The sequence below is a fragment of the Cupriavidus sp. 22TCCZM01-5 genome, from assembly GCF_057798915.1.
On sequence record NZ_JBYOJR010000001.1, the window covers coordinates 47,756 to 62,257 of the forward strand.

Annotated in this window: 15 protein-coding genes and 2 riboswitches; of the genes, 12 read left to right on the forward strand and 3 right to left on the reverse strand. The window is 67.9% G+C overall.

Translation table 11 applies throughout. The annotated features are described in order from the left end of the window. Positions 1-119: 119 nt before the first annotated feature. Positions 120-222: riboswitch (TPP riboswitch) on the forward strand. A gap of 98 nt (positions 223-320) precedes the next feature. The 6 genes from thiC (at position 321) to AC3FNH_RS00285 (ending at position 6,327) form a co-directional block, all read left to right on the forward strand. Then, entirely contained in the window at positions 321-2,201 is a 1,881-nt protein-coding gene (gene thiC, locus AC3FNH_RS00260) for a phosphomethylpyrimidine synthase ThiC (RefSeq protein ID WP_276099217.1), read from the forward strand. 131 nt (positions 2,202-2,332) lie between these two features. Further along, a complete protein-coding gene (locus AC3FNH_RS00265; RefSeq protein ID WP_488718690.1) occupies positions 2,333-3,541 on the forward strand; it encodes an FAD-dependent oxidoreductase in 1,209 nt (402 codons plus the stop codon). Positions 3,542-3,551: 10 nt separating this feature from the next. Next, positions 3,552-3,749 carry a sulfur carrier protein ThiS gene (gene thiS, locus AC3FNH_RS00270; RefSeq protein ID WP_488718691.1) on the forward strand — a complete coding sequence of 66 codons (198 nt, stop codon included), beginning with the start codon at positions 3,552-3,554 and terminating at the stop codon, positions 3,747-3,749. A 3-nt stretch (positions 3,750-3,752) separates the two neighbouring features. Beyond that, positions 3,753-4,589 (forward strand): thiazole synthase, encoded by an 837-nt coding sequence (locus tag AC3FNH_RS00275; RefSeq protein ID WP_276099220.1) that lies wholly within the window; start codon positions 3,753-3,755, stop codon positions 4,587-4,589. Further along, on the forward strand, positions 4,586-5,722 hold the full coding sequence (locus AC3FNH_RS00280; RefSeq protein WP_488718692.1) for a thiamine phosphate synthase: 1,137 nt from the start codon (positions 4,586-4,588) through the stop codon (positions 5,720-5,722). Before AC3FNH_RS00275 ends, AC3FNH_RS00280 begins: the two co-directional genes overlap by 4 nt. A 152-nt stretch (positions 5,723-5,874) precedes the next feature. Continuing rightward, positions 5,875-6,327 carry a PaaI family thioesterase gene (locus AC3FNH_RS00285; protein WP_488718693.1) on the forward strand — a complete coding sequence of 151 codons (453 nt, stop codon included), beginning with the start codon at positions 5,875-5,877 and terminating at the stop codon, positions 6,325-6,327. A gap of 1 nt (position 6,328) precedes the next feature. On the opposite strand, the gene AC3FNH_RS00290 is transcribed toward AC3FNH_RS00285, so the two are convergent. Beyond that, entirely contained in the window at positions 6,329-6,763 is a 435-nt protein-coding gene (locus AC3FNH_RS00290) for a PGDYG domain-containing protein (RefSeq protein ID WP_488718694.1), read from the reverse strand. 11 nt (positions 6,764-6,774) lie between these two features. Then, the gene (gene thiD / locus AC3FNH_RS00295) at positions 6,775-7,611 is read right to left on the reverse strand and encodes a bifunctional hydroxymethylpyrimidine kinase/phosphomethylpyrimidine kinase (protein WP_488718695.1); all 837 of its coding nucleotides are present in this window, start codon (positions 7,609-7,611) and stop codon (positions 6,775-6,777) included. A 70-nt stretch (positions 7,612-7,681) separates the two neighbouring features. After that, positions 7,682-7,763, forward strand: a riboswitch (S-adenosyl-L-homocysteine riboswitch). Between the two features lie 119 nt (positions 7,764-7,882). Here thiD and ahcY point away from each other — a divergent pair. The 5 genes from ahcY (at position 7,883) to AC3FNH_RS00320 (ending at position 11,780) form a co-directional block, all read left to right on the forward strand. After that, complete coding sequence (gene ahcY, locus AC3FNH_RS00300; RefSeq protein WP_488718696.1) at positions 7,883-9,316, forward strand: adenosylhomocysteinase; 1,434 nt, start codon at positions 7,883-7,885, stop codon at positions 9,314-9,316. A gap of 76 nt (positions 9,317-9,392) precedes the next feature. Continuing rightward, the gene (locus AC3FNH_RS00305; protein WP_211954285.1) at positions 9,393-9,743 is read left to right on the forward strand and encodes a phage holin family protein; all 351 of its coding nucleotides are present in this window, start codon (positions 9,393-9,395) and stop codon (positions 9,741-9,743) included. 60 nt (positions 9,744-9,803) lie between these two features. Beyond that, a complete protein-coding gene (gene metF / locus AC3FNH_RS00310; protein ID WP_276100621.1) occupies positions 9,804-10,634 on the forward strand; it encodes a methylenetetrahydrofolate reductase [NAD(P)H] in 831 nt (276 codons plus the stop codon). 2 nt (positions 10,635-10,636) lie between these two features. Continuing rightward, positions 10,637-10,999 carry a TfoX/Sxy family protein gene (locus AC3FNH_RS00315; protein WP_488718697.1) on the forward strand — a complete coding sequence of 121 codons (363 nt, stop codon included), beginning with the start codon at positions 10,637-10,639 and terminating at the stop codon, positions 10,997-10,999. A gap of 37 nt (positions 11,000-11,036) precedes the next feature. Further along, a complete protein-coding gene (locus tag AC3FNH_RS00320) occupies positions 11,037-11,780 on the forward strand; it encodes a Mut7-C RNAse domain-containing protein (RefSeq protein WP_488718698.1) in 744 nt (247 codons plus the stop codon). Between the two features lie 58 nt (positions 11,781-11,838). Here AC3FNH_RS00320 and AC3FNH_RS00325 read toward each other — a convergent pair whose 3' ends face one another. Next, entirely contained in the window at positions 11,839-12,429 is a 591-nt protein-coding gene (locus AC3FNH_RS00325; protein ID WP_276099229.1) for a 5-formyltetrahydrofolate cyclo-ligase, read from the reverse strand. A gap of 112 nt (positions 12,430-12,541) precedes the next feature. Here AC3FNH_RS00325 and AC3FNH_RS00330 point away from each other — a divergent pair, with 112 nt between their 5' ends. After that, positions 12,542-14,500 carry a lytic transglycosylase domain-containing protein gene (locus AC3FNH_RS00330; RefSeq protein WP_488718699.1) on the forward strand — a complete coding sequence of 653 codons (1,959 nt, stop codon included), beginning with the start codon at positions 12,542-12,544 and terminating at the stop codon, positions 14,498-14,500. Positions 14,501-14,502 lie beyond the last annotated feature (2 nt).

The following is a 14,502-nucleotide window of genomic DNA, read 5'->3' on the forward strand; positions in this document are numbered from 1 at the left end:
CGACGATTCTTGCGGTGCAGCATGGGGGATTCGATACTCCTGCGCACAGCTGTGGCACCACCAATGACCGGGATCTGGCACTGGCGCCGGCCGGGGGCTTGTGCTTAAATTCACCCCGTTGGATGAAACAGGGGTGCCGTACGGATGGGCCGTGCGAGCTGAGAGAGTCCCTTCGAACCCGATCCGGTTAGTACCGGCGTGGGAAGTTTCTAGCAAGACCAAGTCTCTTGTCCCTCCGGGACTCGCCCCAGGCCCCAGGCCCCGGCGGCGCTCACAGGGCTCCTGGTTTCGTCCACCCCGCAAGAGAGAGGACGACACCCATGGCCCGTACTGCCCCCGCAGCTTCCTTCGAATCGCTCGAGAGCGATCTCGACCAGAAATTTGCCTACCCGGCTTCCAGCAAGACCTACCTGACCGGCAGCCGTCCGGACATTCGCGTGCCGCTGCGTACCATCCTGCAGACGTCCACGCGCACCGAGAAGGGCGAGATGCCCAACCCGCCGATCCCCGTGTACGACACCTCGGGCCCGTACAGCGACCCGGACGTGCACATCGACCTGAAGGCTGGCCTGCCGGCACTGCGCGCGAAGTGGATCGACGAGCGCGGCGACACGGAAGTGCTGCCCGGCCTGTCCTCGGAATACGGCCGCGACCGCGCCAACGACCCGGCCACAGCGCACCTGCGCTTTGCCCAGCTGACCAATCCGCGCCGCGCCAAGGCCGGTGCCAACGTGTCGCAGATGCACTATGCGCGCAAGGGCATCATCACGCCGGAAATGGAATACGTGGCGCTGCGCGAATCGCTGAACCTGCAGGCGCTGTATGACAAGCCGGAATACAAGGCGCTGCTGCGCCAGCATCCGGGCAACGCGCTGGGCGCGGGCCTGCCGCTGCGTCCGGAAGACATCACGCCGGAATTCGTGCGCCAGGAAATCGCCTCGGGCCGCGCCATCATTCCCGCCAACATCAACCACACCGAGCTGGAGCCGATGGCGATCGGGCGCAATTTCCGCGTCAAGATCAACGGCAACCTCGGCAACTCGGCGGTGACCTCGTCACTGGCCGAGGAAGTGGAGAAGATGGTGTGGTCGATCCGCTGGGGCGCCGACACCATCATGGACCTGTCGACCGGCAAGCACATCCACGAAACGCGTGAATGGATCCTGCGCAACTCGCCGGTGCCCATCGGCACGGTGCCGATCTATCAGGCGCTCGACAAGACCGGCGGCATCGCCGAGGACCTGACCTGGGAGATGTTCCGCGACACGCTGATCGAGCAGGCCGAGCAGGGCGTGGACTACTTCACGATCCACGCCGGCGTGCTGCTGCGCTACGTGCCGCTGACGGCGGACCGCGTGACGGGCATCGTCTCGCGTGGCGGCTCGATCATGGCCAAGTGGTGCCTGGCTCACCACAAGGAAAACTTCCTGTACACGCACTTCGACGAGATCTGCGAAATCATGAAGGCGTACGACGTGTCGTTCAGCCTCGGCGACGGCCTGCGTCCGGGCTGCATCGCCGACTCGAACGACGACGCCCAGTTCGGCGAGCTGCGCACGCTCGGCGAGCTGACCGCCAAGGCATGGAAGCATGACGTGCAGGTCATGATCGAAGGCCCGGGCCACGTGCCGCTGCAGCGCATCCAGGCCAATATGGATGAAGAGCTGAAGCACTGCTACGAAGCGCCGTTCTATACGCTCGGACCGCTCGTGACCGACATCGCCCCCGGCTACGACCACATCACCAGCGGCATCGGCGCGGCCAACATCGGCTGGATGGGCACCGCCATGCTGTGCTACGTCACGCCGAAGGAGCACCTGGGCCTGCCGGACAAGGAAGACGTGCGCGAGGGCATCATCACCTACAAGATCGCCGCCCACGCCGCTGACCTCGCCAAGGGCTGGCCGGGCGCGCAGCTGCGCGACAACGCGCTGTCCAAGGCGCGCTTCGAGTTCCGCTGGGAAGACCAGTTCAACCTGGGGCTGGACCCGGAGCGCGCGCGTTCGTACCACGACGCCACGCTGCCGGCCGAAGGCGCCAAGATCGCCCACTTCTGCTCGATGTGCGGGCCGAAGTTCTGCTCGATGAAGATCACGCAGGAAGTGCGCGACTACGCGGCCTCGCTGTCGCCGGACATGCAGAAGGGCATGGAAGAAAAGTCGATCGAGTTCCTCAAGAAGGGCAGCAAGATCTACTCGTAAGGCAGTACGGGCATGGTTCGCAGCCATGCCCGCGTTTTTTCGCCTGTCGCGCAGCGCCCCGCGCGCGGGCAATCGGATAACAGGAGGCCGGCAGGCGGCGCATCGCTGCGCGCGCTGCCGGCACGCAACCCATGACAGCAGTGCAGTCCTTTGATGTCGCCATCCTCGGTGCCGGCCTGGCCGGGCGCCTGGCCGCGTGGCTACTGGTGCGCCAAGGCGCGCGCGTGGCGCTGGTCGAGCGCGGCAGCCCCGATGGCTCGGGCTCCGCCGCGCACGTGGCCGCCGCCATGCTGGCGCCGCTGGCAGAGTCCGCCATTGCCGAGCGCCGCATCGTCGATCTCGGCATCGCCAGCGTCGACCTGTGGCGCGCGTGGCTCGCGCAGTTGCCGGAGCCGGTGTTCTTCCAGGAGGACGGCACGCTGGTGGTCTGGCATGCGCGCGACCGTGCCGAGGTGTCGCTGTTCACCAGCCGTGTGCGGGCGGTGTCGCCGCCGGAGCTGGTGGCGCAGCGCATGCGCGCGCTCGACGGCAAGGGCGTGGGCGATGTGGAGCCCGCGCTGGCAGGCCGCTTCACGCAGGGCCTGCTGCTGGCCGGCGAAGGCCAGCTCGACAACCGCGGCGCGCTGCGCGCGCTGCTGTCGTGCGCGGTCAGCGAAGGCGTGCATTGCGTCTGGGAAGCGGGCGAGATCGACGCCGCTTGCCTGCCGTCGCTCGGCATCCGCGCGAGCGTGGTGCTCGATTGCCGCGGCCTGGGCGCGCGCGCCGCGTGGCCGGCCGAGCCGGGCAGGGACGGGCACGGCGCGATGCCGGGCCTGCGCGGGCTGCGTGGCGAAGTCGTGCGCGTGCATGCGCCCGACGTGAAGCTGCACCGCCCGGTGCGGATGCTGCATCCGCGCTATCCGATCTATATCGCGCCCAAGCCCAACGACCTGTATGTGATCGGCGCCACCGAACTGGAAAGCGAGGACGATTCGCCGGTAAGCGTGCGTTCCGCACTGGAGCTGCTGTCGGCGGCGCACTCGCTGCACCCGGCGTTCGGCGAGGCGCGCGTGCTTGAACTGAATGTGCAGCGCCGGCCCACGCGCCCCGACCACCTGCCTGCGATCCGCGTGGACCAGCAGGCGCGCGTGGTGCGCGTGAACGGCCTGTACCGGCACGGCTTCCTGATCGCGCCGGCAGTCACGGAGGCGGCGTGTGCCGTGGTGACTGCGCTGCTCAACGACGACCCGGCCGCGCATGCGGTGCCAGCCGCCCTGCGCTGGCCCGGCATGATCGAGGCCGTGACGGAAACACCCGCGCTCGCCGAGGCCCCCGTGGGCCACACCGGCCTGCTGCACTGATGCTGAACCCATGGATATCCTGCTGAACGGCCGCCCTCTCGTCATCGCCGACGCCGCCACGCTGGCGGACGCGGTGATCGCGGCCAAGATTGCCCCGCCGTTCGCCGCGGCGGTCAACGGCCAGTTCGTGCCGCGCGCGGCGCACGCGGCCACGCCCCTCGCGGCCGGCGACCGCATCGACCTCGTCCAACCCGTGACGGGAGGCTGACCCATGACATTCGAACCGACAGAAACCCTGCGCGACCCGTTCGTGCTCTATGGCGAGTCCTTCGGCTCGCGCCTGCTGCTGGGCACGGCCCGCTATCCGTCGCCGGCCACGCTGCAGGCGGCCGTGGAAATCTCGCGCCCGGCCATGGTGACCGTGGCGCTGCGCCGCCAGGGCGCAGTGGGGGAAGGCGAGGGCGGCCAGGCCTTCTGGCAGATGCTCAAGGGGCTGGGCGTGCCGGTGCTACCCAACACCGCCGGCTGCTTTGCGCCGCAGGAGGTCATCACCACCGCCATGATGGCGCGCGAGGTGTTCGAGACCGACTGGATCAAGCTGGAGCTGATCGGCGACGACTACACGCTGCAGCCCGACACGCTGAACCTGCCCGCCGTTGCCGAAACCCTGATCAAGGAAGGCTTCAAGGTGCTGCCGTACTGCACCGAAGACCTGGTGCTGTGCCGCCGCCTGCTCGACGTCGGCTGCCAGGCGCTGATGCCGTGGGCCGCGCCGATCGGCACCGGCCGTGGCGCCATCAACCCGCATGCGATGCGCGTGCTGCGCGAGCGCCTGCCCGACACGCCCCTGATCGTCGACGCCGGTCTGGGCCTGCCGTCGCATGCGGCGCAAGTGCTGGAGTGGGGCTATGACGGCGTGCTGCTGAATACCGCCGTGGCGCAGGCCGCCTACCCGGTCAACATGGCACGCGCATTCGCGCAGGCCGTGGAAGCGGGCCGAACCGCCTACCTGGCGGGGCCGATGCCCGAGCGCGAAGTCGCGCAGGCCAGCACCCCGGTGGTCGGCATGCCGTTCTGGCACGCCGAAGGCGCGGAGCATCGCGCATGACCCGCCACGCGGTGCATGCCGCCAGCGACGGCCCGCTGCGCCAGGCCGTGCTGGAGCACTACGGCGAGACTTTTGGCGTGTCCGACCAACCGTGGCAGGCATGGCGGCTCGCCGACGCGCCCGCCGCTCCCTGCGCGCACGATGTGCTGCTGTCCGATGGCGAGGCCGATGCCGATGTGATCGCGCGCGCGGCCGCCGCCGGCGCTACGCTGGTCGAGACCGAGCGCGAAGGCGGGCACTGGATCGATACCGTACGCTCGCCGATGGGCACGTGGGTGCTTTGCGTTCGTGCGGACGATGACCATGCGCATTCGCCGGCGTTCGTCGCGGTGCTGCTGGCCAGCCTGTCGCTGCATTTCCCCGCGCATGACGCGCTGTGCCTGGCGCGCGCGTGGCGTCCGGGCTCGGCCGAGTGGCCGACGGAGTTCGAGCGCTTCCCGCGCGTGCGCCATGCCGCGCTGGTGGCCCCGGAAGCCGCCGTGCCGGCCTTTGCACCGTGCCCGCCGGCGCTCGGCCTTTACGCCGTGGTGCCCAGCGCTGAATGGATCGAAAGGCTGGTGCCGCTGGGCGTGCCCACGGTGCAGTTGCGGTTCAAGTCGGATGACCCGGCCGCTGTGCGAGCTGAAGTGGCGCGGGCCGCGCAGGCCGCAAAGGGCTCGCAGTCGCGGCTGTTCATCAATGACCACTGGCAGGTTGCCATCGAACTGCACGCCGCCAGCGGCGGCGACAGTGGCATCTACGGCATCCACCTTGGCCAGGAAGACCTGGATGAGGCCGATCTCGATGCATTGCGCGCCTCGGGCCTGCGCCTGGGCGTGTCGACGCACGGGTATGCCGAGATGCTGCGCGTGGCGGCGATACGGCCGAGCTACCTCGCGCTGGGGGCGATCTTTCCGACTACCACCAAGGTCATGCCGACGGCTCCGCAAGGGATGGGGCGCTTCCGGGCGTATGTGCAGTTGATGCAGCCGGTGATTCCTTCTCTGGTGGGCATTGGCGGCGTGAATGCCTCCAACCTGAGCCAGGTACTGGCGGTCGGCGTCGGGAGTGCTGCAGTTGTTCGGGCGATTACTGAGGCGGATGACGTAGCGGTTGCAGTTGAGGAACTGAAGCGGCTATTTGTGCAAGGCTAAAGGCCGGGTGGGCCGCGACGTCTACGCACTGAGCGATCCCCACCCGCCCCAAGATTTGTGCGACATTCGCCCAGCCGCGGGAACCAAATCCGACCCCGCCGCTATCATGTCGTGCAGCTTTCCCGGCCAACTACCAGCGTTCCAGCTCCATCATGTCCAGCCCTGCCGTCCCCGAAATCATCCCCGCCGCGCCCGGCACGCCCGAAAAGCCCTACTTCGGCATCGACGTCCCGCTGATGCGCTATTTCGGCCTGCAGCCGGAGTTGATTGAGGAGGACTATTGCCGCACGCGCCTGCCGGCGCACCCGCAGCTCGTGAACAGCCGCGGCGACGTGCATGGCGGTACGCTGATGGCGACGCTGGACTTCACGCTGAGCGGCGCGGCGCGCTCGCACGCGCCCACGGAAACCGGCGTGATCACGATCGATATGTCCACGCATTTCCTGGCCGCGGCGCGTGGCGAGCTGACGCTCGAGGCACGCTGCATGCGCCGTGGCGCGCGCATTGCCTTCTGTGAAGGCGAAGTGAAGGACGCTGCCGGCACGGTGGTGTGCGTCGCGCGCGCGGCGTTCAAGCTGGTGCCGCTGTCCAGCGGCGGCAACTGATTCAGTCCGGCAGGCGGCGGTACACCGCCGCGAAACGCGCCTGCTCGGTGATGCCGTAGTCGCCGGGCGCGTATTGCATCAGCCAGTCGCCCGGCTTGCCGTGCAGCACGTCGCCGCCGTCTGAGCGGGCGATGCTGAACGCCTCTTCCATGCGCCGGGCCAGTACCGGCACCGGCTTGTTGCGGTAGGGGCCGTTCTCGCCGTGCGCGGCCGGCGGCAACGCCACATACTTCGGGTCGAAGCGTTCACGCGACACGACCCAGCGGTCGCCGGTCGCGCCGGTGACGATGGCGTCGCCAATGCCGTAGCGATTGGGTCCTTCGCGGCTCGCCAGTTCGCCGGCTTCCGCGGCAAACACCACCTGTACTTCTTCGTCCTTGACGTAGCGCGCGGCGGCGGGGTCCTCGCGCAGGTCGATGTCGTTCAGTTGCGCCATGTCGGCTCCGTTCAGCCCAGCACGCGCGGTGCGAAGGCGTGGTTGAGCGGGCCGTTGCCCGCCCCGAGTTTCAGGCTGGCGCCGGCGGCAATCGCATGCGCCACATAGTCCAGCCCCTTGCCAACGGCGTCTTGCAGCGCGTCGCCGCGCGCCAGTTGGGCAGCGATGGCGGCAGCCAGCGTGCAGCCGGTGCCATGCAGGTTCTTCGTGTCGATGCGCGCATGCGTGAACACGCGCACGGTGCCATCGGCGAGCATCAGCAGGTCGTCCAGCGCGCCGTTCGCGCTCGCCGGACCGTCATCGTCGAGGTGTCCGCCCTTGAGCAGCACCGCGGGACAACCCATCACGATCAGGTCGGCGGCGGCCTGTTCCATCTCGGCGCGCCTCGAGATCGTCCGGCCCAGCAGGTAGGAGGCCTCGGGCAGGTTGGGCGTTACCAGCACGGCGCGCGGGAACAGCAGGCGCACCATGGCCTGGCTGGTCGCGTCATCCGACAGCGTCGCGCCCGAGGTGGAAATCATCACCGGATCGACCACCAGCTTGCGGATGCCGTGGCGATCCGCCGCGGCGGCGACGGCCTCGACAATGGCCGCGGTGCCCAGCATGCCGGTCTTGGCCGCATCGACGCCAAGATCGCTCGCCACCGCGTCGATCTGCGCCGCCACCATCGCGGCGGGAATCGCATGCACGCCGGTGACGCCCAGCGTGTTCTGGGCGGTGATGGCGGTGATGGCGCTCATGCCGAAGCAGCCGAGCGCCGCGAACGTCTTGAGGTCGGCCTGGATGCCGGCGCCGCCGCCCGAGTCGGAACCTGCGATGGTGAGGGTGCGGGGTGGTGTCGGAGTCATGTCGAAAAGTGGGCCGAAAAAAAGCCGGCGGCGCTTGTGCGAGTGGACGCCGGGCAGGCTACAATACCGCCACTCCGAGGAGCGTTGCAACGGATCGTGGCGTAACATGCCCTCCGCCAGGCTCGGACTGTCTTCAACGGCGCTCGCTGATCCGTGGTTCGCACGGTGGCGAGTCGACCTATCCGCCCGCTTCATGCAGCATCCTGCATATCGGGAGCGCGGCCTGATTTCCCGCCCGTCACCGTCGTCCACTCTTCACCGGGAGTGATACATGAACGCCGTGACCGACCTCAAGCAAGACTACCTCGTCGCCGACATCAATCTGGCCGGCTGGGGCCGCAAGGAAATCGCCATTGCCGAGACCGAGATGCCCGGCCTGATGGCGATCCGCGACGAATTCGCCGCCGCGCAGCCGCTCAAGGGCGCTCGCATCGCCGGCTCGCTGCACATGACGATCCAGACCGCCGTGCTGATCGAGACGCTCCAGGCGCTCGGCGCCGACGTGCGCTGGGCCTCGTGCAATATCTTCTCGACGCAGGACCACGCCGCTGCCGCGATCGCCGCGGGCGGCACGCCCGTGTTCGCGTTCAAGGGCGAGTCGCTCAAGGAATACTGGGACTTCACGCACCGCATCTTCGACTGGGCCGACGGCGGCACCCCGAACATGATCCTGGACGACGGCGGCGATGCCACGCTGCTGCTGCACCTGGGCGCCAAGGCCGAGAAGGACGCCTCGGTGATCGCCAACCCGGGCAGCGAAGAAGAGACCTTCCTGTTCGCCGCGATCAAGGAAAAGCTGGCCAGGGACCCGAGCTGGTACAGCCGCAACCTGGCCGCCATCCGCGGCGTGACCGAGGAAACCACCACGGGCGTGCACCGCCTGTACCAGATGGCGCAGAAGGGCGACCTCAAGTTCCCGGCCATCAACGTCAACGACTCGGTCACCAAGAGCAAGTTCGACAACCTGTATGGCTGCCGCGAATCGCTGGTGGACGGCATCAAGCGCGCCACCGACGTGATGATCGCCGGCAAGATCGCCGTGGTCGCCGGCTACGGCGACGTGGGCAAGGGCAGCGCCCAGGCGCTGCGCGCGCTGTCGGCCCAGGTGTGGGTGACCGAGATCGACCCGATCTGCGCGCTGCAGGCCGCCATGGAAGGCTACCGCGTGGTGACCATGGACTACGCCGCCGAGCACGGCGATATCTTCGTCACCTGCACCGGCAACTACCACGTCATCACGCATGAGCACATGGCCAAGATGAAGGACCAGGCCATCGTCTGCAATATCGGCCACTTTGACAACGAGATCGACATCGCCTCGATCGAGAAGTACGAGTGGGACGAGATCAAGCCGCAGGTCGACCACGTCAAGTTCCCCGCAGTTGGCGACAAGCCGAGCAAGAAGCTGATCATCCTGGCCAAGGGCCGCCTGGTGAACCTGGGCTGCGCCACGGGCCACCCGTCGTACGTGATGAGCAGCTCGTTCGCCAACCAGACCATCGCCCAGATCGAGCTCTGGCAGGAACGCGACAGCGGCAAGTACCCGGTGGGCGTCTACACGCTGCCCAAGCACCTGGACGAGAAGGTCGCGCGCCTGCAGCTCAGGAAGCTGAACGCGCAACTGACCGAACTGACCGAGCAGCAGGCCGCCTACATCGGCGTGAAGAAGGAAGGCCCGTACAAGGCCGACCACTACCGTTACTGATCGCAGGGAGACTTCCCTCTCCCGCTTGCGGAAGAGGGAAGGTACACCGCCAACAGAGTCCGTTCAAGGAGCCGTTATGAGACTGCTGATCGTCTGGATCATCAACGCCGTGTCGCTGTTCGTGCTGCCGTATATCCTGCCGTCGATCCACCTCAAGAGCTTCGGCTCGGCGATGCTGGCGGCACTGGTGCTGGGCCTGGTCAATACGCTGATCCGGCCGATCCTGGTGATCCTGACGCTGCCGGTAACGGTGCTGACGCTGGGGCTCTTCATTTTCGTGATCAACGCGCTGCTGTTCCTGTTCGTCGGCAACCTGCTGTCGGGCTTCTCGGTCGGCGGCTTCGGGGCGGCCCTGCTGGGCTCCATCCTGTACAGCGTGATCTCGTGGCTGCTGTCCAGCCTGCTGCTGGGCGAGCGCACGGCCTGACGGCCATCCGCTGCCACGGGTCCTACCATGCGCGCCGCGCCAACGCGGCGCGCCACCATCATGCAAGACCGCTACTACAGCTTTGAATTCTTCCCGCCGAAGACGGCGGAGGGCGTCGAGAAGCTGCGCAACACGCGCGCCCAGCTCGCTCCGCTCAACCCGAAGTACATCTCGGTGACGTTCGGCGCCGGCGGCACCACGCAGCAAGGCACGCTCGATACCGTGCTGGAAATCCAGCGCGAAGGCATCGAGGCCGCGCCGCACCTGTCGTGTGTCGGCTCCTCGCGCGAGAGCATCCGCGCGATCCTGCAGCAGTACCGCGACGGCGGCATCCGCCATATCGTCGCGCTGCGCGGCGATATGCCGTCGGGCATGGGCGAGATCGGCGAATTCCGCTACGCCAACGAGCTGGTCGAGTTCATCCGCGCCGAGACCGGCGACTGGTTCCAGATCGAAGTGGCGGCCTACCCGGAATACCATCCGCAGGCCAAGTCGCCGCGCCACGACCTGGAGAACTTCGTGCGCAAGGTGAAGGCCGGCGCGAACTCCGCCATCACACAGTACTTCTTCAACGCCGACGCGTACTTCCGCTTCGTCGATGACGCACGCGCGCTGGGCGTGGACGTGCCGATCGTGCCGGGCATCATGCCGATCACGAACTACTCGCAGCTGATGCGCTTCTCCGAGATGTGCGGCGCCGAAGTGCCGCGCTGGGTGGCCAAGCGGCTCGAGGGCTTTGGCGACGACCGCGAGTCGATCCGCGCGTTCGGCCTGGACGTGGTCACGGCGCTGTGCGAGCGCCTGCTGGCCGGCGGCGTGCCGGGCCTGCATTTCTATACGCTCAACGCGGCCGGCGCCACCAAGGCGATCTGGCAGCGCCTGAAGCTCTGAGCGTGGCCGCGCGCCGTCCCGATCCTTTCGTCGAGCACCTGCTCGAACTGATGGGGCCGCTGGCGGCGCGCATCGGCACGATCTCCGCGCGCCGCATGTTCGGCGGGCACGGCCTGTTCTACGACGGGCTGATGTTCGCACTCGTCAGCGACGGGCAGTGCTATCTCAAGGCCGACGACAAGACCCTGGCGCGCTTCGAGGCCGAGGGCAGCCGTGCATTCCGCTATGCCTCGTCAAGAGGCGAGGTGACCTTGCGCCACTACCTGGCGCTCCCGCCGGAATGCCTGGAATCTCCGGCGGCGATGACGCCATGGGCGCAGATGGCGGTGGAAGCGGCGCTGCGGCTCGCGAACCAGATGCGCTGAGTGCCGACACGGTGCCAACGGTGTCATACTCACCGCCATGGTCACCGCCACCTTCCGCTTCTATGAGGAGCTGAACGACTTCCTTGCGCCGGACCAGCGCGGGCGTGACCTGTCGTGCCCGTGCGCGCGCGCCGCCACGGTCAAGCACATGATCGAGGCGCTCGGCGTGCCGCATACCGAGGTGGAACTCATCCTCGTCAATGGCGAATCGTCCGGCTTCGACCGCATGCTCGGCGATGGCGACCGCGTTTCGGTCTATCCCAAGTTCGAATGCCTTGATGTCTCCCCGCTGCTGCGGGTACGCGCCTACCCGCTGCGGGTCATGCGTTTCGTGGCCGATGCGCACCTGGGCGGCCTGGCACACCTGCTGCGCATGATGGGTTTCGATACCCTCTACGACAACCACTTCGAAGACAGCGAGATCGAGCGCATCGCCGCGCAGGAAGACCGCATCGTGCTGACGCGCGACCGCGAGCTGCTCAAGCGCCGTGGCATTACCCATGGCTGCTACGTGCGCGCCATCAAGTCCACGCCCCAGGTGCGCGAGATCTTCAGCCGGCTCGACCTCGCCCGCAGCGCGCGGCCATTCTCGCTATGCCTGGACTGCAACGTGCCGCTGCAGCGTGTGGCGCGCGAGGCCGTGGCGGGGCGCGTGCCGCCGGCCGTGCTTGAGCGCCATGAGCGCTTTGTCACCTGCGATCGGTGCCGGCGCGTGTTCTGGGAAGGTTCGCACTGGCGCTGCATGCGCACGCTCGTGGACGAGCTGGTGCGCGCGGAATGAGGCGGAATGGGTGGAACAGGGCCTCAAGGCTCGCGCGATTTCACCGTTAGTCCTGACGTCAGAACACGCCGGCTTCGCTGACGATCCAGTCCATCGGCAAGTCATGCTCTTGGGCTCGCAGCGCGATGCGGCAGGCCTCGAAGCCGATGCCGATGGCGACTGGAGGCGTCGGCAGCGCGGCCAGCGTGCGGTCGTAGAAGCCGCCGCCGTAGCCGAGGCGGAACTTCTCGGGGCTGAAACCGACACAGGGAATCAGCAAGGCATCGGGCTGCGCCGCGTCGGTGCCGTCCGGTACCGGAATGCCGTAGTGCCCCTTGGTCATCGGCGTCTGCGGGGTCCACAGATGGAAGTCGAGCGGCACGCCGGGGCGGCTGACTGCCGGCAGCGCGGCGTGGCGGCCGGGGTCCGCCGCCAGCCACCGCGTCACGACGGCGCGCGCATCGAATTCCTGCTGGATGGGCCAGTAAAAACCCAGGCAGCGGATCGCCAGCCGTTCGAGCAGCGGCAGCAGGCTGGCGGCGATGCGGGCCTCGGCGCCGGTGCGATCGGGCACAGAGGCCCGCTGCGTGAGCAAGCGCGTGCGCAGGGCCCGGCGGTCTTCTTCGGCGCCGGTGCCAGGTGGTGGCGAAGGCGGATGAGCGGCTGACATGGCGTGGGATAATGTCTGCGAACAAACCAACACTGACGGCGGCTGCGCGGATGCGGGGCGATGTCCCCGGCATGGGCGGCGCGGCCTGGCGTCAACGACAAGGAAGCAAAGAATGCTGAAGGGAGTATATCTGCGGCGTGCCGGCCGGGCCGCATGGGTCGCCGTGGCGTGTGCCTTGCTTGCCACCCCCGCGCTGGCGCAAAAGCGCGCGCAGCCGGCGGCTGCGCGCGCGCCCCAGCCGCCGGTCATTCCGTCCGACCCGGACGACGCGTTCACCGCGCTGCGCGAAGCGGCGCGCAGGAACGATGCGGACCGCGCCTATGCGATCTCGGCGACGCTGGTGGATTACACGATCCCGTCGTACGTCGAGTATTTCCGCATCAAGCCGCAGATGTTCGACAGCAGCGGCCTGGCGCGCATCGACGCGCCCGACGACCAGGTGCGCGCCTTCCTGCAGCGCTACAAGGGCGACGCCATTGCCGATCGCATGCGCAACGACTGGCTGCTGGTGCTGGGCAAGCGGCGCGACTGGGGCAGCTTCGACGCGGAGTACCCGCAGTTCGTGCTCAAGGACGACACGCAGGTCGAGTGCTACGCGCTGCTGTCGCGCGCGCTCAAGGGCCAGAACGTGGCGGCCGACTCGCGCAACGTGCTCAATGATGTGCGCTACTACGGCGAAGGCTGTGTCGACCTGATCGGCTACCTGGTGCAGAGCCAGCAGATCCAGCGCAGCGATGTCGCTTTCCAGGCGCGCCAGGCGCTGGAGCAGAACCTGGTCACGCTGGCCGGCCGGATCGCGGCCACGGTGCCCGATGCGCGCATGGACGGCGACACACTGGCGACCATCGTCAAGATGGCGCGCAATGACCCGTCGCAGGCCGCGGCTTACCTGAGCGCCAGCGCCGGCACCCTGTCGCGCGACGAGCAGGGCGCGGCCTGGGGCGTGATCGGCCAGTATGCGGCCAAGAAGCTGTTGCCGGAAGCCGCCGGCTACTACCGCCGCCAGATGGACCTGGGCGGCAACCAGTGGCTGTCCGACGAATCGCAGGAATGGCGCGTGCGCGCGGCGCTGCGCCAGGGCGACTGGATGCAGGTGCGGCAGGCCATCGAGATGATGCGCCCCGAGCTGCGCGCCAAGGACCCGGCCTGGACGTACTGGTACGGCCGCTCGCTGAAGGCTGACGGCCGCGACGCCGAGGCCCAGCAGCAGTACCAGCAGATCGCCGGCCAGTTCAACTTCTACGGCCAGCTGGCCAGCGAAGAGCTGGGCAACCGCATTACGCTGCCGGCGCGCACCACGGTGAGCGATGCCGAGGCCATGGCCATGCGCAGCCGCGCGGGCTTCCAGCGCGCGCAGAAGCTCTACAACCTGAACCTGCGTTTCGAGGGCACGCGTGAATGGAACTGGGAACTGCGCGGCATGAACGACCGCGAGCTGCTGGCAGCGGCCGAGTACGCGCGCCGGATCGAGCTGCTGGACCGCACTGTCAATACCGCGGACCGCACGCGCGCCGAGCATGACTTCACGCTGCGCTTCCCGATGCCCTACCGCGACATCATGCAGCGCGCCACCGACGACGTCGGCCTCGACATGGCGTGGGCCTACGGCCTGATCCGCCAGGAATCGCGCTTCATCATGGGCGCGCGTTCGTCGGCCGGAGCGCATGGCCTGATGCAGGTGATGCCGGCCACGGCCAAGTACGTCGCGCGCAAGATCGGCATGGCGGACTTCTCGCCGTCGATGATGGGTGACCCCAACATCAACATCCTGCTCGGCACCAACTACCTGAGCATGGTGCTGACCGACCTGGACAGCTCCTGGACGCTCGCGTCGGCGGCCTACAACGCCGGCCCGGGACGACCCAAGGCCTGGCGCAGCACGCTGTCGCGCCCGGTCGAAGGCGCCATCTTCGCCGAGACCATTCCGTTCAACGAAACGCGCACGTATGTGAAGAATGTGCTTTCCAACGCTACGTACTATGCTGCATTGATGAGTGGCCGGCCCCAGTCGCTGAAGGCGCGCCTGGGCCAGGTTGCACCGTCGGCGGTGACTACCACCAGCCTGCCCTGACC

Coding starts and splice junctions, on each gene's coding strand:
- thiC (WP_276099217.1), top strand. CDS start 321: ATGGCCCGTACTGCCCCCGCAGCTTCCTTCGAATCGCTCGAGAGCGAT.
- AC3FNH_RS00265 (WP_488718690.1), top strand. CDS start 2,333: ATGACAGCAGTGCAGTCCTTTGATGTCGCCATCCTCGGTGCCGGCCTG.
- thiS (WP_488718691.1), top strand. CDS start 3,552: ATGGATATCCTGCTGAACGGCCGCCCTCTCGTCATCGCCGACGCCGCC.
- AC3FNH_RS00275 (WP_276099220.1), top strand. CDS start 3,753: ATGACATTCGAACCGACAGAAACCCTGCGCGACCCGTTCGTGCTCTAT.
- AC3FNH_RS00280 (WP_488718692.1), top strand. CDS start 4,586: ATGACCCGCCACGCGGTGCATGCCGCCAGCGACGGCCCGCTGCGCCAG.
- AC3FNH_RS00285 (WP_488718693.1), top strand. CDS start 5,875: ATGTCCAGCCCTGCCGTCCCCGAAATCATCCCCGCCGCGCCCGGCACG.
- AC3FNH_RS00290 (WP_488718694.1), bottom strand. CDS start 6,763: ATGGCGCAACTGAACGACATCGACCTGCGCGAGGACCCCGCCGCCGCG.
- thiD (WP_488718695.1), bottom strand. CDS start 7,611: ATGACTCCGACACCACCCCGCACCCTCACCATCGCAGGTTCCGACTCG.
- ahcY (WP_488718696.1), top strand. CDS start 7,883: ATGAACGCCGTGACCGACCTCAAGCAAGACTACCTCGTCGCCGACATC.
- AC3FNH_RS00305 (WP_211954285.1), top strand. CDS start 9,393: ATGAGACTGCTGATCGTCTGGATCATCAACGCCGTGTCGCTGTTCGTG.
- metF (WP_276100621.1), top strand. CDS start 9,804: ATGCAAGACCGCTACTACAGCTTTGAATTCTTCCCGCCGAAGACGGCG.
- AC3FNH_RS00320 (WP_488718698.1), top strand. CDS start 11,037: ATGGTCACCGCCACCTTCCGCTTCTATGAGGAGCTGAACGACTTCCTT.
- AC3FNH_RS00325 (WP_276099229.1), bottom strand. CDS start 12,429: ATGTCAGCCGCTCATCCGCCTTCGCCACCACCTGGCACCGGCGCCGAA.
- AC3FNH_RS00330 (WP_488718699.1), top strand. CDS start 12,542: ATGCTGAAGGGAGTATATCTGCGGCGTGCCGGCCGGGCCGCATGGGTC.